Here is a 25,985-nt window from a genome sequence, read left to right on the forward strand (position 1 = left end):
GGGGTCCGCACCCACCGGAAAGACCCTTGAGGTAGTGCCGGCCGCTGGCCGGCATGCACTCCGGCGCATGGATCACGGCAATGCCGGCCAGCGGCCGGCACTACCGGTGAGGCAACCGCTGTGATCAACGCTGCTCGGCGGCAACCAGCTCGGCCAGCTGCACGGCATTCAGGGCAGCGCCCTTGCGTACGTTGTCCGACACGATCCACAGGTTCAGGCCGCGCGGGTGCGACAGATCCTCGCGGATGCGGCCGACGTACACCGCGTCGGTGCCCGAGGCGTGGGTGACCGGGGTCGGGTAACCACCGGCCTCGTGGCGATCCACCACTTCGATGCCCGGCGACTGCTCCAGCAGCGCGCGCGCTTCGGCGACCGTGACCTTGTCGCGGGTCTCGATCGCCACCGACTCGGAGTGGCCGTAGAACACCGGCACGCGCACTGCGGTCGGGTTCACCAGGATGCTGTCGTCGCCGAGGATCTTGCGGGTCTCCCAGATCAGCTTCATCTCTTCCTTGGTGAAGCCGTTGTCCTGGAAGTCATCGATGTGCGGGATCAGGTTGAAGGCGATCTGCACCGGGAAGCGCTGCGGATCGATCTCCTGGAAGCTCAGCAGCTGGCCGGTCTGCTTGCCCAGTTCCTCGGTGGCCGAACGACCACCGCCGGACACCGACTGGTAGGTGGAGACGTTGATGCGCTTGATGCCGTACTTGCGGTGCAGCGGCGCCAGCGCCACCAGCATCTGCATGGTTGAGCAGTTCGGGTTGGCGATGATGCCGCGCGGACGGTTGACGACCTGTTCCGGGTTGACCTCGGACACCACCAGCGGCACGTCATCGTCGTAACGGAAGGCCGAGGAGTTGTCGATCACCACCGCACCGGCGGCGGCGAACTTCGGCGCGTATTCCTTGGACACGCTGCCGCCAGCCGAGAACAGCGCGATCTCGACACCGCTCGGATCGAAGGTGGCCAGGTCCTGGACCTTGACCTTCTGGCCGTTGAACTCGATCTCGCCGCCGGCCGAACGCTCGGAGGCCAGGACGCTCAGGGTGCCGACCGGGAAGTCACGCTCGGCAAGGATCGACAACATGGTCTCGCCGACCGCACCGGTGGCACCGACGACGGCGACGTGGAAACTGCGCTGTGCATTGCTCATGGGGGAAACTCTCACGAAAACGGGGATGGGGAAAAAACACGCACGACAGCTGGGTTCGGGGAACCTCCTCAAGCGGGGCGCGCAGAGGTTCCCTATCGTTTCCCGGTTTTTTTGCCCAGAGTCACGCGCGCGGCCATCGCCGCGTCAGCGTTGATCGCGCTCGGCATGCGCGACGGGCCGCCGTCCAGGCCGAGCCCGGCAACCAGATTATCCACGGCCAGCTGTACCATCGCCGTGCGCGTGGCCAGCGAGGCGCTGCCGATATGCGGAGTGAGCACCACGTTGCGCAGTGCCAGCAGCTCCGGGCGCACCTTCGGCTCGCCCTCGTACACATCCAGGCCGGCGGCCGCCAGGCGGCCGTTGGCCAGTGCATCGGCCAGCGCGATCTCATCGACCAGGCCACCGCGGGCGATGTTCACCAGCGTTGCCGACGGCTTCATCTTCGCCAGCGCGGCGGCATCGATCAGATGATGCGAGGCCGGCGTGTACGGCAGCACCAGCAGCAGGTGGTCGGACTGTGCCAGCAGCGTATCCAGGTCCACATAGGTGGCGCCCACTTCCGCTTCGGTCGCGGCCGGCAGCTGCGAACGGTTGTGGTACAGCACCTTCATGCCGAAACCGTGCGCGCCGCGGCGGGCGATGCCCTGGCCGATGCGGCCCATGCCGAGGATGCCCAGCGTGCTGCCATGGATGTCGGCGCCGAGCATGGTCTGGAACGACCACTGCTGCCACTGGCCTTCGCGCAGCCAGCGCTCGGATTCGGTGATCCGGCGCGCAGTCGCCATCAACAGGGCGAAACCGAGATCGGCGGTGGTTTCGGTCAGGACGTCCGGCGTGTTGCTGGCCAGGATGCCGGCTGCGCTGAGCGCATCGACGTCCAGGTTGTTGTAGCCGACGCCGACATTGGCGATCACCTGCAGCTGCGTGGCATCGGCCACCTGGGCCGCACCGATGCGCTCATTGAGGGTGATGATCGCGCCGTCGGCGCTGGCCAGCTGTTCGGCGATCTGGTCCAGCGACCAGGCGGTGACGGTGTCGGTGCTGCGCAGCTGCACGCGATCGCGCAGCGGCGCGATGGCCGCGTCGATCAGCGGCTGGCTCACCCACACGGTCGGCCGCGTGTCAGCCATCGATCTGCCCGGGAATGCGCGGGGTGATCGTGCCGACATCGCCACACTGCGCGCGATGGCGCAGCGCCTGGTCCATCAGCACCATCGCCACCATCGCCTCGGCGATCGGGGTGGCGCGGATGCCGACGCAGGGATCGTGGCGACCGGTGGTGACCACCTCCACCACGTTGCCGGCGGTATCCAGCGACGGACCCGGCAGGCGCAGGCTTGAGGTCGGCTTCAGGGCAATCGACGCGACCACCGGCTGGCCGGTGGAAATACCACCGAGGATGCCACCGGCATGGTTGCTGGCGAAGCCCTGCGGGGTCAGCAGGTCGCGGTGTTCGGTGCCCTTCTGCGCAGCGCTGGCGAAGCCGTCGCCGATCTCCACGCCCTTCACCGCGTTGATGCTCATCAGCGCGGCGGCCAGTTCGCCGTCGAGCTTGCCGTAGATCGGCTCGCCCCAGCCCGGCGGTACGTTGTCGGCGACCACATCCACGCATGCACCGACCGAATCTCCGGACTTGCGCAGCGCATCCATGTACGCCTCCAGCTCGGGCACCTGTGCCGCGTGCGGCCAGAAGAACGGGTTGTCTTCCACCGCCGACCAGTCGAAACCGGCCGGGGTGATGTCACCCAGCTGCGACAGGTAGCCACGCACGGTGACGCCAAAGCGCTCGGCCAGCCACTTCTTGGCGACCACGCCGGCGGCCACGCGCATGGTGGTCTCGCGTGCCGAGGAACGGCCGCCACCGCGCGGGTCGCGGATGCCGTACTTGTGCCAGTAACTGTAATCGGCGTGGCCCGGGCGGAACTGCTGGCCGATGTTGGCGTAATCCTTGCTGCGCTGGTCGGTGTTGCGGATCAGCAGCGCGATCGGGGTGCCAGTGGTCAGGCCCTCGTATACGCCCGACAGGATCTCGACCTCATCAGCCTCGCGCCGCGCCGAGGTGTGCCGGCTCTTGCCGGTGGCGCGGCGCTGCAGGTCATGGGCGAATTCGGCGGCGTCCAGCGCCAGCCCCGGCGGGCAGCCATCGATCACGCAGCCGATGGCCGGCCCGTGCGACTCGCCGAACGTGGTGACGGTGAACAGCTTGCCGAACGAATTGGAGCTCACGGGCGCTGCGCCGCCAGTTCGGTGATGCGCGCACTGTGGGCGATCAGCTCGCGGCATTCGACCGCGAAGATGCCCATCTGGCCGACCTTGAACTCGATCCAGGCGAAATCGACTTCCGGCAGCAGCTTGACCAGATGCTGCTCGGATTCGCCCACTTCACAGATCAGCAGACCGTCTTCGCTCAGGTGCAGCGGCGCATCACGCAGGATCTTCAGCACCAGGTCCAGGCCATCGTCACCGGCACGCAGACCCATTTCCGGCTCGTAGGAGTACTCCTGCGGCAGGGCATCGGTCTCGTCGTTGGTGACGTACGGCGGATTGGTGACGATCAGGTCGTAGTGGCGGCCGGACAGGCCGTTGAACAGGTCCGACTTGATCAGGTTGACGTTGTACGCCTGCAGCCGCTCCCGGTTTTCTTCAGCCAGCGACAGCGCGTCGTCGCTCAGGTCGACGCCGTCCACCTGCCAGTTGGGGTAGTAGTGGCCCATGGCGATGGCGATGCAGCCCGAACCGGTGCACAGATCCAGGGCACGGTACACATCGCGACCCGCCAGCCACGGCTCGAAGCCGCACTCGATCAGCTCGGCGATCGGCGAGCGCGGCACCAGGGCGCGCTTGTCGCTCTTGAAGCTCAAACCTGCAAACCAGGCTTCACCGGTCAGGTAGGCGGCCGGGATGCGTTCGTCGATACGGCGCTGGAACAGCTCCAGCACGCGCAGCTTCTCGGCCTGCAGCAGGCGCGCCTGGCCGTAGGCCGGGCCGAGGTCGTGCGGCAGGTGAAGGCTGTGCAGCACCAGCTGGGTGGCCTCGTCCAGCGCATTGTCGTAGCTGTGCCCGAAGGTCAGCCCGGCTTCGTTGAAACGGCTGGTGCCGTAGCGGATCAGATCGATGATCGTGTGGAGTTCGGCGGCCGTTTCAGCGGTCATGGCGGTACTGCGGGCAAAGTGGCCCCCGATTATAGGGGCTGGCGCCGGCGGCGGCATCCGTTGCGGCGGAAACGATCGGGCGGCAGCCGTTATGATGGAGCCCATTTCGCGCGGGAGCCCCCATGTTCAATCGCAACGCCGGCATCATCCTGCTGATCGCCCTGGCGGCGGGGCTCGGCCTGCTGGCCGCCCAGCAGGTGTTCGCGCCGAAGCCGCCGGCCAACGCCCCGGCCACCGAAGCGATCACCCTGTACCCGCAGCCGCGTGAACTGCCCGACTTCAACCTGGCCCAGTCCGACGGCACCCGCCTGATCCCGGGCGAACTGAAGGGCCACTGGACCCTGGTGTTCCTGGGCTTCACCTTCTGCCCGGACGTCTGCCCGACCACCCTGGCCGAGCTGGCCGGCGCGCAGAACCAGTGGGAGGCCCTGCCCGATGGCCTGCGCCCGCGCGTGCTGTTCATCTCGGTCGACCCGGATCGCGACAGCGCTACCCGCCTCGGCGAGTACGTGCACGGTTTCCACAAGGACACCCTGGCCGCCAACGCCGATATCCCCTCGCTGGAGCGCTTCGCCACCTCGCTGGGCTTCGTGTTCCAGAAAGTGCCGGGCAAGCATTTCGACGAGAACCCCGAGGATTACACCGTCGAGCATTCGGCCAGCCTGGCCGTGCTCGACCCGCAGGGCCGCCTTGCCGGCCTGGTGCGCCCCCCGTTCAATGCGCCGGCGATCGCCCGCGACCTGCAGAAGCTGACCGAGAAAACCGCCCCATGAGCCTCACCACCGCCCTGACGTACGCCCTGCCCCATCGCCTGCTGTCCTCGATGGCGCGCTCGTTGGCGTACTCGGACGATCCGCGCGTGTCGCGCTGGCTGATCGACACCGTCACCCGCAAGTTCAACGTCAACCTGGACGAAGCGGCCAACCCGGACCCGCGCAGCTATGCGACCTTCAACCAGTTCTTCACCCGCGCGCTGAAGCCGGGCGCGCGCGTGGCCGATGCCGATCCGCGCAGCCTGGTGATGCCGGCCGACGGCCGCATCAGCCAGCTCGGCAGGATCGAGGCCGGCCGCATCTTCCAGGCCAAGGGCCAGTCGTTCACCGCCGCCGAACTGCTGGGCAGTGACGAGGATGCCAAGCCGTACAACGACGGCCTGTACGCCACCGTGTACCTGTCCCCGCGCGACTACCACCGCGTGCACATGCCGTGGACCGGCACCCTGCGTGAAACCGTGCACGTGCCAGGGCGCCTGTTCAGTGTCGGCCCGGCGGCCGTCAACGGCGTACCGCGCCTGTTCGCACGCAACGAGCGCCTGGTCTGCCACTTCGACACCAGCTTCGGCCCGATGGTCAGCGTGATGGTCGGTGCACTGCTGGTGTCCGGCGTGGAAACCGTGTGGAGCGGCGAGGAGATTCCGGCCTATGGTGATCGCATCACCCGCAAGGACTACCGCGGCCAGGGCATCAAGCTGGAGCGCTTTGCCGAGATGGCACGGTTCAACTACGGCTCGACCGTGATCGTGCTGCTGCCGCCCGGCGTGGCCGAATTCGCCCCGCAACTGGGCGCCGAAAGCCCGGTGCAGCTGGGCCAGGCCCTGGCGAAACTGCGCTGACAAAAAGGGGACGGAGGGGATTAAGTCGTTTATGCATAAACGACTTAATCCCCTCCGTCCCCTTTTTGGCGTTACTGCAGGGCCGGGGCGGGGCCGACGTCCATGCCGTCGTAGTCTTCCACGCCGCGCTCCGCGGCCAGCGCCGCGAATTCCTGGTTGCGGCGGTCCAGCGAGGCTTCGTCGTGGGTCTCCACGCGCTCCACGTGCAGTACGTGGAACGAGGCATCGCCCTCTTCCGGCTCCTGCTCGAACAGCTCCACGAAGGTGTAGCCCTGCCCCTGCAGGTGGTCCGCCAGTGCCTGCAGCGGTTCTGCACTGGAGTGGACGAAGAAATACCCCCACAGCAACGGGCCGTTGATGTCCCAGTCGGTGTTTTCGCGGAGGTTGGCGAACAGGTTGCGGGTGGCTTCGAGGTCCATGCGGATTCCAGTGGTCGTGGGGATTACTTGTCGCAGCCCTGCAGCTTCAGCGTCTGGCCGTGGCGCAGGCTGTAGGCCGGGGCCTTCAGACCGTTGGCGCGGGCCAGGGTCGGCACGTCGCACTGGAACTTCGCCGCGATGGCGCCCAGGGTCTCGCCCTTGCCTACCTTGTGGCTGCGTACCGGCTTCGGCCGGGCCGCCGGTGCCGGGCGCGGCGTCGCCACTGCAGCCACCGGCGCGGTCGGCACGCTGGTGGATGCGGCCGCGTCGGCCACCGGCACCACACCGCCCACCGCCACGCTGCCGGTATAGCTGGCCGCGGTCGGGCGCTTGATCGCCGCATTCAGATCGGCGGTGATCAGGGTGCGGGCCAGGTCGGCACGCGGGCCACTGACACAGTTGCGCTGATACAGGCCGGCGATGCGGGTGGTAGCGTTGATCAGTGTGCCGGCCGGAATCCAGCCATCGGCTTCATAGCGCGGGTTGAGGTTGCGCAGCGCACGCATGTAGCCATCGCGCGTACCGTGGCTGCCCAGGCAGATGGTCAGTTCGTAGATGGTGGTGGACTTGGCCAGGCGCAGCGTGGCCGGCTGGGCGCTGATCTTCGGGAACTCCACGCCGTACTGCTGCGGGTGCAGGAAGATCCAGGCAGCAGCGATCACCATCGGGACATAGTCCTTGGTCTCGCCCGGGAACTGGTTGTAGACGCTGTCGGTCCAGAAGCTCTGGCCAGCGCTCTGCTTGAACACGCGCGCGGCACGGCCTTCGCCACCGTTGTAGGCGGCCACCGACATTTCCACGTTGTTGTTCAGTTCGCGCAGGCGCTCGTTGAGATAGCTGGCGCTGGCTTCAGCGGCACTGCGCGCGTCGAAACGGGTATCGAAGCCGGTGCCGTCCGGGCCGAGGCCGAAGCGGCGGCCGGTGGCCGGCATGAACTGCATCAGGCCGGCGGCGCCGGCGCGCGAGGACGCATGCACGCGACCGTTGGACTCCTTGGCCATGATGCCGAACAGCAATGCCTCGGGCAGGCCACGCTTCTCCCACTCCGGCCACATCACCGCGCGCAGGTTCTGGTAATTCTCGTAGCTGGTCAGCAGCGCCGGGCGCATGTCGGTCAGCCAGCGGCGGATGCCCGCCTGCACTGCCGGGTTGTATTCGACCATGCTGTCGAAGGCGTGCCGCTTGTCGTTCAGCAGCGCGGCAGCGCGCGCGGCTTCGGGCACGTCGGCGGTGAGCGGGCCGATGTGGTCGGGGTCGGCTTCCAGGCGGTCACCGCCCTCATCGGCCACGTCATCGCTGGCGGCCGCATCGGCGTCGTGCTTGAGCAGGCGCTTGTAGCTGGCCAGCAGGGTGCCCATCTGGCAGCCCTTTTGCTTCACGCAGTCGTTGAGGACATCCTCCATGTCCTCCAGCGCGGCATCGGCCTCGTTGCTGCCCTTGGGATCGGCATTGGAGACCAGCAGCAGGGCATCGCTGTAGCGCTTCTCGGCGGCGGTCATGCGCTGTTGCAGCGCATCCACCTTCACCTTGTCCCGGGCCGAAACCCGCTGCGCATGGGCGTCGGGCGCCAGGGAAACCAGGCCGGCCAGGGCCAGCAGCGGCCAACCACGGGAAATCAGGACAGGAACGGGCATTGATGGCACTGTGTGCGAAACAGGCAGGCAGAGTAGCGGCGCCGCCAAGGTCCGGGCAAGCCGACCTTCGGACCGTCACTGCCGGCGGTTAACATTGGGCTATTCATCACAAGGGCTGGACCATGGATCCGATTCTGCTCGGCAAAGGCATTACCGACGATATTGCCGTCACCCTGCTGCCGAAACTCGGCAACCGCCACGGCCTGGTGGCCGGCGCCACCGGTACCGGCAAGACCGTGACCCTGATGACCCTGGCCGAGGGCTTCTCGCGACTGGGCGTGCCGGTGTTCCTGGCCGATGTGAAGGGCGATGTCTCCGGCCTGGCCGTACCCGGCACAGGCGCAGAGAACCTGCTCCAGCGTGCCGCCGAGATCGGCGTGGCCGACTATGCGCCGGCCGCCAGCCCCACCATCTTCTGGGACCTCTACGGCAAGCTGGGCCACCCGGTGCGCACCACTGTCAGTGAAATGGGCCCCACCCTGCTGTCGCGCATCCTCGAATTGAACGATACCCAGGCCGGGGTGCTCGACATCGTATTCAAGCTGGCCGACGACCGCGGCCTGCTGCTGCTGGACATGGACGACCTGCGCGCCCTGCTCGGCCTGGTTGCCGACGAGCGCAAGGACATCTCCACCGAGTACGGCCTGGTCAGTGCGCAGTCGATCGCCGCGATCCAGCGTTCGGTGCTGCGCCTGGCGCAGGACGGTGGCGAGAATTTCTTCGGCGAACCGGCGCTTGAGCTGGCCGACATCATGCGGGTCAACCACGACGGCCGCGGCGTGATCGGCATCCTCGCCGCCGACCAGCTGGTACTCAAGCCCAAGCTGTACTCCACCTTCCTGCTGTGGCTGCTGTCGGAGCTGTTCGAGCAGCTGCCGGAAGTGGGTGACCTGGACAAGCCGAAGCTGGTCTTCATCTTCGACGAGGCGCACCTGCTGTTCGACGATGCACCGCCGTCGCTGGTGCAGCGCATCGAACAGGTGGTGCGCCTGATCCGTTCCAAGGGCGTGGGCGTGTACTTCTGCTCGCAGTTCCCCGACGACGTGCCGGGCAACATCCTCGGCCAGCTCGGCAACCGCGTGCAGCACGCACTGCGCGCGTTCACCCCACGCGACCAGAAGGCGGTGAAGACCGCGGCCGAGACCTTCGTGCCGAACCCGAAACTGGACGTGGCCAAGGTACTGAGCCAGCTTGGCACCGGTGAGGCACTGGTCTCCACGCTGCAGGACAAGGGCATTCCAATGCCGGTGCAGCAGACCCTGATCGCGCCGCCGCGCTGCAGGATGGGGCCGATCACCGAGGCCGAGCGTGCACAGGTGCGTGCCGGCAGCCCAGTCGGCAGCCGCTACGACACCGCGATCAACCGCGAATCGGCCGCCGAACTGCTGGCCCAGCGTGCACAGAAGACCGTCGAGCAGGCGCAGGCGCCGGCCGCGCGCAGCCGCGAGCAGGACGAAGCGCAGGACGGTGGTTTCGGCCAGGCGATCAAGGATGCGATTTTCGGCACCAAGCGCCGCCAGGGCATGATCGAAACCATGGCCAAGCAGACCACGCGCACCGTCGGCACCAAGCTGGGCAACCAGATCGTGCGCGGTATCCTCGGTGGCATCTTCGGCGGCAAGCGTTGAGCCGCCGCGGCGTCCTCATTGCTGCAGGCGCAGGAATGCTGGTGGCATTGCTGACGGTGGGCTGCAGGCAGGAGCAAGCGCCTGCTGAGAGCAGTAGCGCCGCCGCAGCGGCGGACAATGCTCCCGCCGTCGTAAGCGGCGGGCAGGCAACCATGGAACTCGACGAAGCGAGTCAGGGCGAGCCTGCGCCTGCCTACGTGCCAGTCGGCAGCAAGGATCTGGTCGGTACATTCGTCGTTGGCGGCGTCGAAACCCGTACCCTTGAACTCAAACCCGGCGGCCGCTACACACTGAAGGGCGGCGTGGTCTGGGACCTTGTCAAGAGCAGGTGGTCCCTGGAAGCCGGCGGCACGCACCTGCGCCTGCACCACGATCACCGGCAAACGGAAGATCTGTTGTTTGGCGTGGAATCAGCCGATGTGCTGGTCCTGCTCAACGCCGATGGCAGCCCAACCCACATGCGCAGCACCCTGGATAGAGTCAAGAAGTGAGCCGTTGGCGTCCCCCTGCAGAGAAAAGCACCGCCCTGATCACCGCCTCCGGGCATGCGCGACTGAAGGCCGAACTGGATGAGCTATGGCGCGTGCGCCGCCCGGAAGTGGTGAAGGCGCTGGCCGCCGCTGCCGCAGAGGGCGACCGTTCCGAGAACGCCGAGTACACCTACCGCAAGAAGCAACTGGGCGAGATCGACCGCCGCGTGCGCTACCTGACCAAGCGGCTGGAATCGCTGCGCGTGGTCGATACCACGCCAACCGATCCGCTGGCGGTGTTCTTCGGCGCATGGGTGGAACTGGAGAACGTGGACAGCGGCGACACCAGCCGCTATCGCATTGTCGGGCCGGATGAGACCGATGCTGGACTGGGCTGGATAAGCATCGATTCCCCCCTGGCGCGCGCGCTGCTGAAGAAGCGGCTGGACGATGAGTTTTCGGTAGAGCTGCCCGGCGGACAGTTCACCTTTGCGGTGATCGGGGTGGAGTACGAGCCTGTGTAGCGTCGAGCATGGCTCGACGTTACGGAACCAGCAACGGCGGCGGGTACGCGCGTCCTGCACGCAGCGGGCGGAAATAATCGGCATTGCGATAGAAGGCGGGATCCTGCACGCCATGCCAGCCGGGAATACCGGCCAATGGCAGGGGCCGCAGCTGCAGCGGATCGGTCACTGCCCTGCCCTCGGCAATGGCAGCGGTCACCGCGTCGACACAGGCGGCATCGGCATCGCCCTGTACCACCAGGCACTTGCCGACCAGCAATCGCCCCGGCAACAGCGCCTGTTCCATCAGCGCATGCCCGAATACCACAGCGATGGCGATGTCACCGCTCTGCCACCGCGTCGGCTCGAACAATGCAGGCCAGTCATGCCCATCCCATGCGTGCAGCAATGTGTCATCACGCATACGCACGATCACGCCGGTTTCGTCGAACTGGGTCAAGGCGGCCTGCGCGCGGTTGCGCTGGCCGGGTGGCATGGCCTCGATATGCCTGCATTGTTGCGCGTTCAGTGCACGCTTCAGCTGCGGATGGGAGGCCCACACCAGTGCGTTGAACAGGTCGTGCCAGTTGTCGGCACGCGTGGCGATGCGCCCCTGCGCGATACGCGCCTCGTAATGCAGGCCGTCGGCCAGCAGCGCGGCATCCTGCTCCACCAGCTGCCAACCCGGCAAGGACAGGCATGCGTCAAGTGCCGCGATGGGTGGCCAGCGGGTGCCAACCAGAAGATCACCGAAATCCTGCAGCCCGGCAAACACCGGGTGCCCGAACACCTGAGGATCGACCGCCGCACGCGGCGGCGGCACGAAGCGGCGGACGCCGCTGCCGTCACCGGCGGCGGTCGTCGTTGCGGTCACAGCATCTTGAGGTCGAATGCCGGACGGGTAGCGGCGGGCAGCGCGTCACCATACAGGTCGTGCTCGTCGCTCTCGGTGATCTCCACGTCAACGAATTCGCCCACGCGCAGCGGAACCTGGTCGGCATTCTGGATGTGCACCAGGCCGTCGATCTCCGGGGCATCGGCCTTGGAGCGGGCCACGGCGATGTCGCCTTCGATGGCGTCGACCAGGCACTGCTGCACGGTGCCGATCTTGGCCTCCAGGCGCGCGGCGGAGATCTGTGCCTGCTTCTCCATGAAGCGGGCCAGACGCTCCTGCTTTACTTCCTCCGGCACAGCATCGGGCAGATCGTTGGCGGTCGCCCCCTCAACCGGCGAATAGGCGAATGCGCCCACGCGATCCAGCTGCGCTTCGTCGAGGAACGACAGCAGTTCTTCGAACTCGGACTCGGTCTCGCCCGGGAAGCCGACGATGAAGGTCGAACGCACGGTGATGTCCGGCGCGATACGGCGCCAGTTCTGCACGCGCTCAAGGGTCTTCTCGACCGCGCCGGGGCGCTTCATCAAACGCAGGATGCGCGGGCTCGCATGCTGGAAGGGGATGTCCAGGTACGGCAGGATGCGGTTCTCGGCCATCAGCGGCACCACTTCGTCCACGTGCGGATACGGGTAGACGTAGTGCATGCGCACCCACGCATCCAGCTCGGACAGTCCTTCGCACAGCGCCTTCAAACGGGTCTGGTAGGCCTTGTCGCGCCACATCTTCTCGGCGTACTTCACGTCCACGCCGTAGGCCGAGGTGTCCTGCGAAACCACCAGCAGTTCACGCACGCCACCACGCACCAGGCGCTCGGCTTCACGCAACACCTCGTCAACCGGGCGCGAGACCAGCTTGCCGCGCATCGACGGAATGATGCAGAAGCTGCACTTGTGGTTGCAGCCTTCGGAAATCTTCAGGTAGGCGTAATGGCGCGGGGTCAGCTTGATGCCGTAGTCGGGCACCAGGTCCACGAACGGATCGTGCTTGGGCGGCAGTGCTTCATGCACCGCTTCCATCACGCTCTGGTAATCCTGCGGGCCGGATACCGCCAGCACGTTGGGGTACGCCTCGCGGATCTGCTCCGGGCGCTTGCCCAGGCAACCGGTGACGATCACCTTGCCGTTCTGGTTCATCGCCTCGCCAATGGCATCCAGCGACTCAGTCACCGCCGAATCGATGAATCCACAGGTGTTGACCACCACCACGTCGGCCGAATCGTAGGACGGGACGATGTCGTAGCCTTCCGAGCGGAGCTGGGTGAGGATGCGCTCGGAATCGACGAGGGCCTTCGGGCAGCCAAGGCTGACGAAGCCGACTTTGGGGTTCAGCTGGGACATGGAATCGCGGGACTCTGGGGGCCTGGGCCCCTGCCGGCATGGCAGGGGTTCCTGGGGGCCGGGGGCCTGAAAGGGCGCCAGTATACCGGGGTTCGGGCCAGGGCCCTGAATCACCGCTCCCGCCTGCGGCCCCTGGCCTGTGAAGGGTCAGTACCCGGTCACGTCCAGCACCACCGCAACCAGGTCGCGGAAGTCCGGCCGACCCGGCTGCGGCGTCTCGAACATCATCGACCAGTCACTCCAGATGCCATCGATGAAACCCAGCTTCAGGTGACTGCTGTCACCGGAGATCACACCGGCACGGCGTGTCATCCAGCGGGCCTGCCATCCACCGTGCAGGCGCTGGTTTTCGATCAGCTCCTGCCAGGGCGCTACCAGGAACGCGACCGCATACTTTCGACCGGCGGGTACCGGAATGATCCGATAGATCCAATCGTAGGAGTTCGTGTACTCGATCAGCTCGACCACACGCGCGTACTTGAAGCCGGACCAGAACGCACATTGCCCGGCGCCATTGAATACCTGCAGGCCCGCACGGGCGTCTGCGGGAATCACACGATCATCGGCAAAGTGGTAGCTGCGATCATGACTGTTCGCGACCAGATGGACCTGCGGCCACCTGGGCTCGTAATCCACCAGCCGCAGGCACGAAAAATCATCGCTGATCTGGATGCCATTGCCATCGTCGAGGGTTGTTTCGAAGTACGCCATCACCAGGCCACAAGATAAAGATAGGCGCCGTCGCCGGCGGACCAGGAAACCCGGTTGCCACTGATCGTGACAACCCGCCTGGAGCTTGAGCTTCCGGTGAACCCACCGGCGTTGATGAAGGCACGTATCGTGCCCTGGGCGCTGGCGTTGACTTCGATCTGCCCTGGCCCCGCGCCGATGGGAATGACCTGCAACGTGCGGAAAACGCGAGTAGCCAGGTCTATTTCCGGTTGACCGGCAGCGTCCCATGTCTGCAATCCCGCGGGCATTTTTCTTTCTCCTTGAAAACACGGGGCCGCAGGCAGCCCTCTGAAACGGGCGGCGGTATCCCGTCGCCTGACAACCGCCCGGTATCAGCCAGCAGCTGATTCAATGGGCAGCGCTTCTTCCACCTCGATCGCCTCGAACCGGTACAACGCGCCAAACTTCAAGGCGTAAGCATCCAGCGGCGATACCGGGATCACCATCTGCGGAAGAAGGTTGTCGCCTTCCGGCCGGAAATGCAGATTGACCACCCCCGACTGCTCCACAGCGCGGGTCAGCAGGACGAGACGTGCGTTGAACTTCATGTTGGATCTCCAAAAAAAATGGGCCGCATCCACCGGCGGCCCGAACGGTTTTCATGCAAGGCACCCACCGCGACGGGCAGGCGCGCGGTTCACCACACGCCCATGCGCACACGCAGGCGTCCGGCTTCGTCATAGACCCGCCAGTTGCCATCGCTGTACTCGGTGCGGCGCCCGCCACCGGGCGCACTGACACTGAACGCATCGGCCACCACATCGAAACGCGAGACCTGGCCACTGGACGCCAGCTGCACGCCGCCTACCCGGCCGTCGGCACGAACGTTCACCGACCATTGCGCGGAAGACTCGGTGCCTCCGGCCGACCAGGTGGGGGGGGCGGTTGCCGACGCATCCACCTGGCTCAGCATTGGGCGGAACATCCAGAAGTACGGCGTGTCTCCACCGGTACCGATCACGATCACGCGGAAGCGAGCGAAGGACGCTGTGGTGGGCGCTTTGGTGATCAGGAACGTCCGCGTCAAGCGGTCGAGCGTGATCGGCGTTCCGGTATCGCTCCTCACGCCAGGGCTGTGCACCAGCCCCAGATGGTTGCCGGCCGCATCGAAGAACGTCATCTCCAGCTTGGCTTCCACGCGATGAGTGTTGATCCAGGCGGACGCGCAATAGGTCTTGCCGCCCTCGATGGCGATGTCGTACTCGGTTCCCCACCACGCCATTTCGCCTGCCGCGACGACGCCGGGTGTCACCGCGCCCAGTCCGAATATCCCCTTCGGATGCCAGCTGTCATTGCCGGTGGGGTTGCCCAGCTCGGACCAGCGGGCGTTCGGGTTGCTTCCCCACCCCCACCCCGAGCGCTGCCAGAAGGGGAACGTGGTGTTCATCAGCAGGTTGCCGCCGGCGCCGAGATTCTTGACCTGCGCCTGCATGCTGGTCACCACGGCAGCGTCCGCCTTGCCGCCCAGTGAGGCCTGCACGCCGTCGACCCGACCAGACAGTGCGGTCAGCTGCGTACCCTGCTGGCTGACCTGGCTCTTCAGCTGCGAGAAACCGCTGGCCGAGACGTCGCCCACCTGGGTCTTGAGCTGGGTCAGGTCACGCGCCGTGGTGTCCAGCTTGCTGCCCTGCTGGCCTACCGAGGTGCTCAGCCCACTGATGGCCGAGGCATTGGCATCGTTGGCCACCTGGTCGGTGATGTCGTAGACCTGGACGCTGTCCACCCGCACCTGGCCGTTGTCGGGGTGAGCATAGATGTTCAAACGCCAGGCATCGATGCCGCTGTTGAAGGCATCGAAGTCGAACGATCGGGTCTCGAACGCCTCTACTGCGAACACCGCACGCAGATCCTGGTAGGACTGCTGGCCGGCCGCATTCTTGCGATAGATCCGCACCAGCAGATTGTTGGCACCGCCAGCACCGCAGGCGCGGACGATCACCCGCAGGCGGCGCGCGCCGTTGATCGGCACCCATTTGCCACCGTTGGCCTGCAGGGTCGGATTCACGTTCGTGTAGCGGTTGAGCAGCACACCTGGGCGTCCATCACCGTTGACCGTGCTCCACACCGCGCCATTGGCCGCCGCCGATGCCGTCCAGCCACCCAGCCCTTCGGCGAAGTCGGGATTGGGCAGCAGGCCGCTGCCGGTGTTGAGTACGCCCTTCAGCCCACTCGACAGATCGGTGATCTGCTGTGCCTGCGCATCGACCTTCGTCCCCTGCTGATCGACCTTGGTGGTCAGCGCGGTCACTGCAGTGGCCGTGGCGGCGGCGCTCTGCTGCGCGGCGTAGGCGTCGGTGACATCGATCATGCGGATGTCGTCCACCTGCACGCGCACGCCCACTTCGCGCGCACCGCTTCCTCCCGGGATGCTGACCAGCATCCGCCACTTCGCCGCAGACGCGGCGGTATTCATGTAGCCGCTGACCTTGGTCCAGCCATCCTTGCGCAGGGAGGCCAGTGCGTAAGCCTGCAAGGGCCACGAATTCTCCGCGTTGGCTTCGTTCGTGGTCTGCCAGCCCACCCGGATCGAGCCACCGGTCGGCTGGATGCTGTCCGGATGCAGGCGCGCGTAGTACTCCACATAGATGCGGCGATTGCCGGTGATGGGGGTCCACTGCCCGAAGTACATGTCCGCATTGGTGTTCGGGCTGGTGTTGGCCGCGACATTCACATCCAGGCCGCGCTCGCCGGTCCGGCGTGCATCGGCGCGGGCGGTGTAGATCGTGCCCGCCGCACTACCCAGCAGCTGGCCGTCCTGGAACGTTTCGAACGCACCCAGCGGGAACAGGCTGTCGCTGCCATTGAGGACCGATTGCACGTCCGACTGCAGCTTGACCACACTGGACGCACTACTGGTGACACGATCGCCAAGCTGCACCACGTCGCTGCGCAGGTTGGCGATGGCCGTCGCGTTGCCGGCGATGTCCTGCGCATCGGTGATGTCATAGAGCTCGACCCGGTCGAACAGCACCTTGCCGCCCGCGTTGGTCAGATGCACCTGCGGCATGATCTCGTTGCGATCCTGCGCGGCAGACCATTCGGCCGTGTAGGTTTTCCAGGCTGCATCGGACAGGTTCAGCGTCACGTCGGCATGGCTTTCGCCCCCTCCGCTGGTCCGCACGCGCAGCCGGCAGACCAGGGTGGCCGTCGCATTGTCGAAGGCGCGGGCGATCATCACCAGGCGGTACCGCCGCGACCTGCCGGCAACCACCGGCAACCACCGCGCATCATTGGCCGTGATGAAGGGGTTCTGTCCGGCCTGGGGACCATGCGTCATCAACAGTGCGTCACCACTCTGGCCCGATGCCTTCACCCACTCCACGGTGTTGGCCGACACGGTGCGGGTCAACGTCCACCAGGCGGCACTGCCAGCGAAGGAGCTGTTGCGCAGCACGTTGTCGCTGCTGGTCACCGAGGTCTCCACCCGCGCGGCCAGGCTGGTCAGGCTGTCGGCCGCGGACACCAGGTCGGTACCGAGCTTGCTGACGTCGGTGCGCAGCCCGGTCAACGCTTCCGCATTGCTCCGCGCCGTACGATCGAGCATCGACGAATCCTGCGATCCGGTCGGCACGCCATTGAGCACGGTGACGGTCATTTCCACCCACATGCCGGTACGGCCGGTCTCCGGCAAGGGCGACAGGATCTGCCTGCCACCGCCGGCACCGCTCCTGCGCCGCCCGATCATCACCAGCATCCGCGACCCCGACAGGGCCGCCAGGTTCTCCTGTGACAGGCCCGCATCCAGCAGGCGGGTGCGCAGGCCGCCGGTGTCAGCGTTGCTGGCGCTGCTGATCGCCCCGACTGCGTCGGACGTATAGGCAATGAAGTACTGGTTGTCCTTCAGTGTCTGGTCGTACCAGGTGTTGAAACGGGCCGACTCGCTCTGCAGGTTGCCATGGGTATCGAACACCGCCGTATCGGTGATGCTGTTGTCCGCATTGATGATGCCGACCCGTAGCCCCCGGTTGGCGCCCATGCCCGGCACGATACTGCCATTGGCGCGGTATACACCCGATGCGCGGGGGCCACCTGTGGGCCAGGCGAGGATGTGTGCGTTGGCGATGATGTTGTAGGCCACCATGTTGCCAATGCCCGAGGCCAGCCGCGTGACGTTCTCGGCGGCACTGGCCAGCTTGCCATCGATCTGTTCCACCTTGGTCGACAGGCCGCTGACCGCCGTAGCGTTCGCGTCGACATCGGTTACATCCTCCACCCACAGATCGTCCAGCCACAACGTGCCGGCCGTGCCATTGCGATTGATCGTGACCTTGATGCCCTGCACCGTGCCCGTGGGCGGCAACGTCACGAAGGTCTCGGTCTTGACCCAGTCGGCCGATTTCGGGAACGACTGCGTGGCGCCACCCATCAGGTTGCCGTTGTGGTCGGCGACGCGCAGCTTGGTGTTGTCGGCGGTGCCGTCGAAGTCTTCGCTGGTCCGCGTCCAGCACGACACTCGATAGCGACGGCCGGCGGTCAGGGTGATGACGCGCCCCTCATTGACCGCGGCGCTGACCACCGTACTGCTTCCCCCCGCGTAGGGCTCCGCCTTCCAGCAAAGGCTGTTGCCGCGCCCCTCGCGCACCACCGACGCTGCGGTGGTGTTGAAGAACGTCCAGCCGGTGCCAGCGCCCAGGTTGAAGTCGCCATTGAGCGCGAGGTTGCTGCCTGCGCCCATCACCGCTTCCATGCGACTCTTCAGTTGCACCAGGTCCTGGCTGCTGCTGGTAACCCTGCCATCGAGCTGCCCGACTTCGGTCTTCAATGCATTGAAGGCGCTGGATCCGATCTTGTCCCCCATCGTGGCATCGAGGCTGTCCACGCGCCGCCCCAGTGCCGTGTCAGCGGTCACCATCGCCTGCTGCAGGCTGCTGACACTGGCACTGGTGGCCAGCGCGCCGGTGCCTGCCGGCATGCGTGCCTGGAGTGCCTGGATCGACTGCGCGTTGACCTGGTCGCCACTCAGCCGCGCGGTCTTCTCGGCCGCAATCAGGCCCTGGCTGACCCCCGCCAGGTCACCGCCCTCGTAGCTGCCGCGCATCTGCACGGCCAGCGACTCGCGCCGGCCCGCTTCGCTGCTGTCTGCCGCGACGCGTGCAGTGGCTTCGTCCTGCAGCATGGCCACCGACGCACCCGGCGTCGGGCGACCGATCGCCACCCAGTCCAGCAGGAAGTAGTGGGCGTCGGTCTGCGCCTTGGACAGGTCCAGGCGGATCTGGTCGACGACGGTACCGTTCCACGGAATGTTGTCCACATCCAGCGTCGCGATGCCGTTGCTGTCATAGCTTGGCTCCGCGAACTGCACCATGCGTGCGTTGTCCCACGACTGGCCGGGACCGTTCCACAGCAGGCGCCCGTCCCAGGCAGGACTGCCCACCTTGCGGATGCGCAGCTTGACGAAGCGATGCGCCGCGCCTTGGACATCCTGGCCGCGCGGGCTCGTCACGAAGGCATCGCTGGCATGGTTGGCCGGGCGCAGCCAGCCCTCCACCAGCGTTGGACTGCCACCGTTTGCCCCCCACCCTTCGACGCTGCTGTCGAAGTACCAGATGCGCTTGCTGTCGAACTGCACGCCACTGCCCGCCGACAGCTGGCTTACCATGCGGGTGAGGTTCTCCACATCCGACCGGCGTTCGCTGGTTTCGCGGGTCACCGCCGTGGTCAGCTCGGTGCGGGTATTCAGATCACCGGCGGCGCGGTCCAGCACTTCGCGTGCAAGGCCATCGGTGCTGGCCTTGAGCGCCAGGGCCTGCTGGTCCAGCCGTTCGGCCTGGCCGGCAAGCCGTTGGGCGCTGGCGGTGATCTGATCCTGCAGGCGCAGCGATTCGCTGCGCAGCGCCTCGGCGGCACGGGTGGCGGCGGCCAGGTCGCTGTCAATGCGGGCGTTGATTTCCTTGCCCAGGTCCTGCTTGACCGATTCGACCACACCGCCGATTCCCTCCAGCGTCTGCCCGGTGTTGCGCCCCAGCGCGCGCCGCAGGTAGCGGGCACCGACGGACAGCACGCCGGCGGTATTGCGACTGCGGCAGGCAAACGTCCAGCTGCCCGCCTCTGGCAGTACGGCTTCGATTGCGGAGGTGAAGAAGCCACCGGCATCGCCCAGCGGGGTCATATGCTCCCACAACGGGTTGTCGATGCTGCCGGCGGTATAGCGGATCTCCACGCCGGCGAAATCAGCCGACTGCACGGTGTCGCTGGAGAAGCCCCACACATAGCGGCGCACGCCACCGCTGAGCTCTTCGATGTCGAACAGATCGACCAGGACCGGCGGCGCATCAGCACCCAGCGTGGTGTACTGGGTGGACACGGCAACGCCGGCACGGCCATCGGGGCTGTACGGACGAACGACCACCGGATAGGTGCCCGCTCCGGGAATCGCCCAGCTCGCCGACCGCGTGGTGGTGCGTGCCACTTCCTCCAGCGCAGCATTGCCGTCTGGATCGGACAGGACCCGCGTTTCGCCGGCCGGGCCACTGATATCGAAGCTGGCCTGCAGTTCGGTGTGCATGCTGCCACCGCGGCTGACCTGGCGCTCGACCACCTTCAGATTGCTGGCCACCGGCCGGGTCTGCAGCGAGGATTCGTTCGACGGCGGCACATATTGGCCGGTCCGCACGTAGTGCCAGAACTCGGGCCCCTCCTGCACCACCTCCACTGCGGCGCCCTTCAGGTCACCTTCCGGGCGGATGCCGGTCACGCGCACGCGGGTACCCGGCGTCTGCTTGAAGTCGTAGATCCAGATCGTGTCGTGTGCGGGATTGCCGTCGTTGTGGCCCGGCAGCGGTGCATCTGCCGGCCACGGATCGGCCAGCACCAGCCTGTCACTCGGCTCAGCGCCCGGAACCACGCGCAGTACGCGGTAGACACGTTCGCCTGGAATACGCAGGCCGATGAACGCACTGCCCAGCGAAGGTGCCGGAACCGTCTCGTCCAGTTGCAGCGTGGCAATGCCTGCAGCGTCGACGGCGGCACCGATCAGGCGGCCACCGAAGCCCCACTGGGTCAGGTCGTGCTGCAACGCCAGCACCGACAACCGCGAGTAGGCCAGGTGCTCGATGTCGGTGCTGTAGCTGATCGACTTGTACTGATAGACGCTCTGCGCCAGATGCCAACGCGCCAGCATCGCGGCATGGGCTTCGGAGCTGACGCCCTCACCGGTGATCTTGGCCGGATTGAGCATCACCTCCACGCCCGGCGCCGGCACGCGCAGCGTCGCCGCCTTCCAGGTTCGGCGGTCCAGGTAGCTGTACTCGATGCCATCGGCAGCGTTGGCCAGGGTGTAGTCCACCTGGAACTGGCCCTTCTTGATCGTGGCCATGTTGACCACGCCGGAAAGGGGCTGCTCGTCGGCCGCCCAGGCCACGCCGAGCCGGCCCTTGGCCCAGGTCACCTGGCCGAAGCCGGCCAGCGCGATGGCGTCGAGCACGGCCTGGTGGCTGCGCACCTCGGTCAGCCAGTAGTCGTAGCCCAGCGCGTTGTCCGCGCAGTGCAGCATGAAGGCTTTCAGGCTTTCAATGTCGATGCGGCGGTCGGCCATGCCCAGGCCGGCGATGCGCTTGCCGTTCTCATCATGGATGCCACGCGCGTAGGCCAGGATCTGCGCGCCCGGGTTGCTGGTTTCCTCGGTCACCCAGCCGGCCGCTTCGCCCTTCCACACCGGAATCGGTCGCGCATGGGCCACACAACGGATCTCATCCGGGGTGCCGTTGAGTTGACCGGACGCCTTCATCTGCAGGCCGATGGCAGGAATGCCGGCATGGCTGGCATCGTCGCGCTGCACGCTGACCAGCGTGGTCCAGGTGAAATTCGCCTGCGCGCCACTGCCATCGGTGTTCTGCCCGGCCACGCGCACGCGCACGTCGTACTGGCCCAGTTCCACGTCGCGGCCGTAGCTCACGCGTCGCGCCTTCTGCGTGCGTCCCACTACGCTGTAATTGCCGAACAACTGCCAGGCATCGGAGCCGACCGGCCGGTACTGGATCTGGATCTGCTCGCGGTTGTCCTTGTCCTTGCCCTTGGACGTGGTATCCCACAGCCGGAACTCGATGTTCACCTGCAGGCGCAGAGTGTCAGCGGAGCTGGTGCGTTCCACCCACGGGCTGGCCATGTGCTTGGCATCGCTACCGGTATCGAGCAGCTGTGCACCTTCAATCACATCGGCGTTGCTGTACAGCGGAATCGCTTCGTCGGGCATCTGCGGGAAGCCGCGGAACCAGGTGCGCACGCCCTCGTAGCTGGACAGCGCCGAATCACCGTTCTGCAGGGCCTCTACCCGGCCAACGTTGATGCCCGGGCTGAGGGTCAGGCCGACGTACTGCTCATCGCCCTCGAACCAGGTATAGGGGCGGCTGATCAGGTCCGGAGCGAGGCGAGTGGAACCGAACAGCAGGCCCAGCGGCTCATAGGCGCGCACACGGTTGCGCGGCGCTGCCAGGGAATACGCAGTGTCGGCGACACCGCCACCACCGGGCTTGGGTGGCTTCGGCGTGAGAACCTTGTTGATCAGCACGCTGCCGGCCACGTAGACCGCGGATGCAGCCAGCGTACCGTACGTGCCTGCGATGGCGCCTGCGCCCCAGGCGGAACCGGCCACCAGCGTGCCGATGCCGAAGGTGAAATAGGTCAGCGCGATCATCGCCACCAGCGGAATCACTGCCTTGCCCACCACGCTGCGCACTTCGATCAGCTGGCCATGGCGCGGTCGTACCTGCATCCACTGCTCGCGCGGCACCTCCAGCCCGTCCACACAGACCTGCCATGCGCGGCCATCGAGCCCGTCTACATGGCGCATGAGGAACGCGTACAGGCTTTCACCCGGGCGCAGGTCGACCGGCACGTTGCGCTGGCCATCCAGCAGCACTGGGTGCGGGGTGATGATGAGGCGGCCGTCGACCGCCGGTTGTGGTGTCAATTCCATGCGTAGTATCCCTCGATCCTCAGCCCAAATCCGGGCAGGTCACGAACGCGGTGCAGCACGCTGCAGCCGTTCGTTTCGTTGCTGTGCAAGACCCAGCCCTCATGGGCCAGGAAAAAGAAAACCCCGGCGTGGCCGGGGTTGTGTTGTCCGCGTTCGATCATCAGTACCAGGTCGCCGTCCTGTGGAGGGCCCTCGCGAGGTACCGCCTGTGCACGCGACAATGCGCCCAGCTCGGCCGAGCCGCGCCGCCCGCGCGGCCGGCGTCCGGGCAGTGCCACTTCACGGGCGAACAGCGCTCGCTGCACCTGCATCACCAGATCGGCGCAGTCGTACGCCGCTTCGTCATAGGGGATGCCCACCCATCGCTCGACGTCGACCAGGCGCATCAGAAGATTCCCGGCAACGTGAACGGATTGGCATGCAGCAGCACGGCCTGCTGGCGCATCAGGAAATCGACACCACACTGGGCACTGACCGTGCGCGTGTTGACCGACACCTGGGTCATCGGCAGGTCGTACTCGGCCTCGATGGCATCCGGATCGGCGCGATCGGTCAGCATCAACCGTGCGGTCACCATCTCTCCGGGGGCCAGCCCTTCCAGGTCCTCGGTGAGTGCGCGGCCGATGTTGTCGATCACCAGCTGCGCGCGCGGTGCCTGTCCACTGACATCGTCGGGAAGCTGGAAGCCGAACGGCGCGGCAATGAACTCCCTGCCGTTGCTGGTCCAGTTGACGTTGTCGTTGACGATCCGCAGCACCTCCGGCATCGACGGTGCCGACACCTCCAGCAGCATCAGCGGTCCATGGGTGTCGGCCAGGCGCTGGCGGCGCTCGTGGAAGGAACTCATCGCATGTACTCCAGTACAAGATCGCGCTTGGAGAAGCGGAACCGGGTGTTCAGTGGCACCAGGCGGCCGATGCCCTGCGGGAAGCGGGCGCTGATCGGCTGCCCGGTCCGCGGGTGCTCCATCGTGAACCAGCCGACGCGACCGACATCGTGCAGGTACCACTCTTCGAATGCCTCGGCATCAGCCGCGGTGCGGAACTGCACCGAGGCGTACACGTTCTTCATCACCCGGCTGTTGAGCGCGCGCATCTTGCTGGGGCCGCGCTCCATCTCGGTCCGCTCTTCCGAGGCAACGATCTCCTCGCCGTAATCCGCAAAGCGGATTTCTGCATACTCTGGCCAACTGCTCATCCCACTGCCTCCGTCCATCCGTATCGGGCCCGTCCAATGGCGCCCAGCTCACCACCGTTGAGGCTGTCGCCCACGATGTCGATCACCAGTCGCCGCACTTCGCTGCCATCGGGCATGCGCTGCCGCTCTTCCCGGGTACTGACCCGGCTTTCGCCGTAGTTGTTGATTTCCACATTCATCCCACCCTCGCCGGCGTGGGCGATCGGCACCTGCACATAGCCCCCGCTGTCACCACCAGACAGGCCATTGCCGGTTCGCAGCGAAGCGCGCAGGGCAAAGAATGCCGATGGGCCGCCGAGCGCGGCCATGTCTTCCTGGCTGAGCACGCCCTCGCCTTTGTGGACGATGCCGGCCGGCTCGTACTTGCCCCCCGGGCCGGTGTAGCCGCCGATGGAAAAGCCGGTGATCTTCGGCCCGAACATCTGCCCGATCGAACTGATCAGCCCACTGACCATCTGTTTGGCTGCCACGCGCGCCAGATCGGCGATGATCGAGTCGGCGAGGTCGGAGAAGGACAGCTTTCCGGTCTGGGCAAACTTGACCAGACTGTCTTCCAACCCGCCCAGTGCATTGCTGAAGACGCCGTGGCTCAAGTCGGCGGCATTGGCTGCGGCATCGGCATAGTCCTCGAACGCCCGCATCGCGCCGTTCTTCCAATCGGACTGGTATGCCTTCTTGTTTTCCTGGAACTCGGCCTCGCGTTGCAGTGACTGTTCATGGAATGCATCGAGCTCGGCCAGCTGGGCCCTGTAGCGCTCCGACTCGATGACCTTGCCGTCTTCACCACGTGACTCGTCGTCCAGCGCACGCTTTCGATTGTCCCGGTCCTCATCCAGTGCGGAACGGCGTTGCATGCGATCCACGCTCGCCGCGCCATGGCCGATGCCGAACAGTGCCTGGTCGTTGCCACGCTGCTGTGCATTCGCCGCCTGCTGGAGCTCCCGCTGCAGTTTCAGCAGATCCTGCTGCGCCTTCTTCGACGCTTCAGCGGCCGCCGCCTCCTTGGCCAGGGCCACCGCGGCGTCCAGCGAGGCCTTCACCCGCAGTTGTTTCTGCTCGCCGAGCTTCTTCTCGGCATGCTCCATCTCGTCAAGGAGGGTGACCTGCAGCTTTTCCGCCTCTGTCATCCCCTCCTTCAGCTTCTGGCGCACCCGGTCCTGGGCGATCTGCTTCTCGATGCGATCCATCAGCCCGGCGTACGCATCAGCCTGCTCGTTCACGCCCCTGACCGACTGCTGGGCGGCCTGCTGCTGTTCGCGGAACTGGGCCTTGCGTTCGATGTCGGCCTTCTTGCGCGCGGCGTCCCTGTTGAACTCGGCGCGCTGGGCCGGGTCCATCTTGTCCGGGCCACCGTTGGCGTTGATCTCCGCACCGCGCTCAGCCATCCAGGCCGCATATTCGCCACGGGTCAGCCGGATCCACTCGACTTCGTCCCGCCACGCTTCTCCGCGCATGGCGCCCAGCATGCCGTTGAAGGCATCGGTTGCCTTCAATGCGTTCCATTCCGTCGCACCCAGAGACGCGATGAGCTGGTCAAGCGTCTGGTTGTCCACGTTCTGGATGGCCGTGGCAATCGCATTGAACAACTTCTCGTCAAGGGAGCCCCTGATCGTTTCTTTCAGGCCCCGGAACTTCTCCTGGACCGGCGCGACCTCCGCCTGGAACGCTTCCAGGTTCGCCCTGGCCTTCTCCAGCTCAGCGTAATCCGAGGCCGCACTCAGGCCCGCACCTTCGCGTCCCGATCGCTGGCCATTACTCACTCGACCTTCCCAATGGACGACCGAGCCCTGCAACGCCTTCTCGCGCGCCTCCAGCTCGCGCAGCGCCTTGGCCTGCTCATGCAGCGTGGCGACCGCCTGCTGCAGGGGCAGCGTGCCCGCCCCCATGCCGAGGCCGGCCTGGTCCATCGAGAACGACATCTGCTGCAGCGACTGCATCTGCTCCTTGTACTCGGCGCGCGCACGTTCGGACGCCTTGACCATGTCCACGTACGCTTCGCCCAGCTTCTGCACAGACGCGATGGCGATACCCCATGGGCCACCGGCGGCCGTCAGCAGGCCGCTGCCCAGCTCCTTCAAGCCGCTGCCGAGCACATCGCCGCCGACGTTGGCCTTTGCCTTTGTCCCGGCCTTGCCCGTTGCGCCCTCCGGTGCCGCATGCACGCGCGCAAGCGCGGCGGCCGTCCGCTCGGCCTCCGCGCGCAGTGTCTTGAGATTCTGCGTCGCCAGGCGACTGGCCTCCGCCATTGCGGTACGGAAGCCCGTCGTATTGACCCGCAGTACTACGTCTAGATTCTGGTTAGTGGACGCCATACGCGTTCCTCCAAGAATGATGAGGGG

General features: G+C 66.2%; 21 protein-coding genes. 5 read left to right on the plus strand and 16 right to left on the minus strand.

Annotation, left to right across the window (positions count from 1 at the left end; all coding sequences use genetic code 11):
* Nucleotides 1-124: 124 nt before the first annotated feature.
* The 4 genes from EGM71_RS14595 to prmB all read right to left on the minus strand — a co-directional run bounded on the left by EGM71_RS14595 (nucleotide 125) and on the right by prmB (nucleotide 4,305).
* Nucleotides 125-1,153 (minus strand): aspartate-semialdehyde dehydrogenase, encoded by a 1,029-nt coding sequence (locus EGM71_RS14595; RefSeq protein WP_188485476.1) that lies wholly within the window; start codon nucleotides 1,151-1,153, stop codon nucleotides 125-127.
* Nucleotides 1,154-1,245: 92 nt separating this feature from the next.
* Nucleotides 1,246-2,283, minus strand: a complete 1,038-nt coding sequence (locus tag EGM71_RS14600; protein WP_188485477.1) for a 2-hydroxyacid dehydrogenase — start codon at nucleotides 2,281-2,283, stop codon at nucleotides 1,246-1,248.
* The gene (gene aroC, locus EGM71_RS14605) at nucleotides 2,276-3,379 is read right to left on the minus strand and encodes a chorismate synthase (RefSeq protein WP_188485478.1); all 1,104 of its coding nucleotides are present in this window, start codon (nucleotides 3,377-3,379) and stop codon (nucleotides 2,276-2,278) included. The genes EGM71_RS14600 and aroC overlap by 8 nt, the downstream gene beginning before the upstream one ends.
* Nucleotides 3,376-4,305, minus strand: a complete 930-nt coding sequence (gene prmB / locus EGM71_RS14610) for a 50S ribosomal protein L3 N(5)-glutamine methyltransferase (RefSeq protein WP_188485479.1) — start codon at nucleotides 4,303-4,305, stop codon at nucleotides 3,376-3,378. The genes aroC and prmB overlap by 4 nt, the downstream gene beginning before the upstream one ends.
* A 122-nt stretch (nucleotides 4,306-4,427) precedes the next feature.
* Here prmB and EGM71_RS14615 point away from each other — a divergent pair, with 122 nt between their 5' ends.
* Together EGM71_RS14615 and asd are read left to right on the plus strand one after the other, a co-directional pair.
* Nucleotides 4,428-5,078 carry an SCO family protein gene (locus tag EGM71_RS14615; protein ID WP_188485480.1) on the plus strand — a complete coding sequence of 217 codons (651 nt, stop codon included), beginning with the start codon at nucleotides 4,428-4,430 and terminating at the stop codon, nucleotides 5,076-5,078.
* On the plus strand, nucleotides 5,075-5,917 hold the full coding sequence (gene asd / locus EGM71_RS14620) for an archaetidylserine decarboxylase (RefSeq protein ID WP_049445583.1): 843 nt from the start codon (nucleotides 5,075-5,077) through the stop codon (nucleotides 5,915-5,917). Before EGM71_RS14615 ends, asd begins: the two co-directional genes overlap by 4 nt.
* 71 nt (nucleotides 5,918-5,988) lie before the next feature.
* Here asd and EGM71_RS14625 read toward each other — a convergent pair whose 3' ends face one another.
* On the minus strand, nucleotides 5,989-6,336 hold the full coding sequence (locus EGM71_RS14625; protein ID WP_188485481.1) for a ribonuclease E inhibitor RraB: 348 nt from the start codon (nucleotides 6,334-6,336) through the stop codon (nucleotides 5,989-5,991).
* Nucleotides 6,337-6,359: 23 nt separating this feature from the next.
* The gene (locus EGM71_RS14630) at nucleotides 6,360-7,970 is read right to left on the minus strand and encodes a transglycosylase SLT domain-containing protein (protein ID WP_188485482.1); all 1,611 of its coding nucleotides are present in this window, start codon (nucleotides 7,968-7,970) and stop codon (nucleotides 6,360-6,362) included.
* Between the two features lie 122 nt (nucleotides 7,971-8,092).
* Here EGM71_RS14630 and EGM71_RS14635 point away from each other — a divergent pair, with 122 nt between their 5' ends.
* From EGM71_RS14635 to greB, 3 genes are read left to right on the plus strand one after another with little or no spacing between them, the layout of a single operon-like run.
* Nucleotides 8,093-9,598, plus strand: coding sequence for a helicase HerA-like domain-containing protein (locus tag EGM71_RS14635; RefSeq protein WP_188485483.1), 1,506 nt, complete (start codon nucleotides 8,093-8,095; stop codon nucleotides 9,596-9,598).
* 41 nt (nucleotides 9,599-9,639) lie between these two features.
* Entirely contained in the window at nucleotides 9,640-10,089 is a 450-nt protein-coding gene (locus EGM71_RS14640; protein ID WP_188485484.1) for a hypothetical protein, read from the plus strand.
* The gene (gene greB / locus EGM71_RS14645) at nucleotides 10,086-10,592 is read left to right on the plus strand and encodes a transcription elongation factor GreB (protein ID WP_005418006.1); all 507 of its coding nucleotides are present in this window, start codon (nucleotides 10,086-10,088) and stop codon (nucleotides 10,590-10,592) included. The genes EGM71_RS14640 and greB overlap by 4 nt, the downstream gene beginning before the upstream one ends.
* Before the next feature lie 19 nt (nucleotides 10,593-10,611).
* Here greB and EGM71_RS14650 read toward each other — a convergent pair whose 3' ends face one another.
* The 10 genes from EGM71_RS14650 to EGM71_RS14695 form a co-directional block, all read right to left on the minus strand.
* Nucleotides 10,612-11,445: a DUF3025 domain-containing protein gene (locus EGM71_RS14650; RefSeq protein ID WP_188485485.1), complete on the minus strand. Its 834-nt coding sequence runs from the start codon at nucleotides 11,443-11,445 to the stop codon at nucleotides 10,612-10,614.
* A complete protein-coding gene (gene rimO, locus EGM71_RS14655) occupies nucleotides 11,442-12,803 on the minus strand; it encodes a 30S ribosomal protein S12 methylthiotransferase RimO (protein ID WP_049445588.1) in 1,362 nt (453 codons plus the stop codon). Before rimO ends, EGM71_RS14650 begins: the two co-directional genes overlap by 4 nt.
* A 147-nt stretch (nucleotides 12,804-12,950) precedes the next feature.
* Nucleotides 12,951-13,514 carry a hypothetical protein gene (locus EGM71_RS14660; RefSeq protein WP_188485486.1) on the minus strand — a complete coding sequence of 188 codons (564 nt, stop codon included), beginning with the start codon at nucleotides 13,512-13,514 and terminating at the stop codon, nucleotides 12,951-12,953.
* Nucleotides 13,514-13,783 carry a hypothetical protein gene (locus EGM71_RS14665; RefSeq protein ID WP_188485487.1) on the minus strand — a complete coding sequence of 90 codons (270 nt, stop codon included), beginning with the start codon at nucleotides 13,781-13,783 and terminating at the stop codon, nucleotides 13,514-13,516. The genes EGM71_RS14660 and EGM71_RS14665 overlap by 1 nt, the downstream gene beginning before the upstream one ends.
* An 84-nt stretch (nucleotides 13,784-13,867) precedes the next feature.
* Nucleotides 13,868-14,083 carry a hypothetical protein gene (locus tag EGM71_RS14670; RefSeq protein ID WP_049445590.1) on the minus strand — a complete coding sequence of 72 codons (216 nt, stop codon included), beginning with the start codon at nucleotides 14,081-14,083 and terminating at the stop codon, nucleotides 13,868-13,870.
* A gap of 89 nt (nucleotides 14,084-14,172) precedes the next feature.
* Nucleotides 14,173-22,449, minus strand: coding sequence for a host specificity factor TipJ family phage tail protein (locus EGM71_RS14675; protein ID WP_188485488.1), 8,277 nt, complete (start codon nucleotides 22,447-22,449; stop codon nucleotides 14,173-14,175).
* Entirely contained in the window at nucleotides 22,440-22,835 is a 396-nt protein-coding gene (locus EGM71_RS14680; RefSeq protein WP_049445594.1) for a hypothetical protein, read from the minus strand. The genes EGM71_RS14675 and EGM71_RS14680 overlap by 10 nt, the downstream gene beginning before the upstream one ends.
* Nucleotides 22,835-23,296: a DUF1833 family protein gene (locus EGM71_RS14685; protein ID WP_188485489.1), complete on the minus strand. Its 462-nt coding sequence runs from the start codon at nucleotides 23,294-23,296 to the stop codon at nucleotides 22,835-22,837. The genes EGM71_RS14680 and EGM71_RS14685 overlap by 1 nt, the downstream gene beginning before the upstream one ends.
* Nucleotides 23,293-23,646 (minus strand): hypothetical protein, encoded by a 354-nt coding sequence (locus tag EGM71_RS14690; protein ID WP_014037988.1) that lies wholly within the window; start codon nucleotides 23,644-23,646, stop codon nucleotides 23,293-23,295. Before EGM71_RS14690 ends, EGM71_RS14685 begins: the two co-directional genes overlap by 4 nt.
* A complete protein-coding gene (locus EGM71_RS14695; RefSeq protein ID WP_188485490.1) occupies nucleotides 23,643-25,958 on the minus strand; it encodes a phage tail tape measure protein in 2,316 nt (771 codons plus the stop codon). The genes EGM71_RS14690 and EGM71_RS14695 overlap by 4 nt, the downstream gene beginning before the upstream one ends.
* Nucleotides 25,959-25,985: the final 27 nt, after the last annotated feature.

Source organism: Stenotrophomonas maltophilia (assembly GCF_006970445.1).
In the GTDB taxonomy this organism is placed as follows: Bacteria; Pseudomonadota; Gammaproteobacteria; order Xanthomonadales; family Xanthomonadaceae; genus Stenotrophomonas; species Stenotrophomonas maltophilia_AU.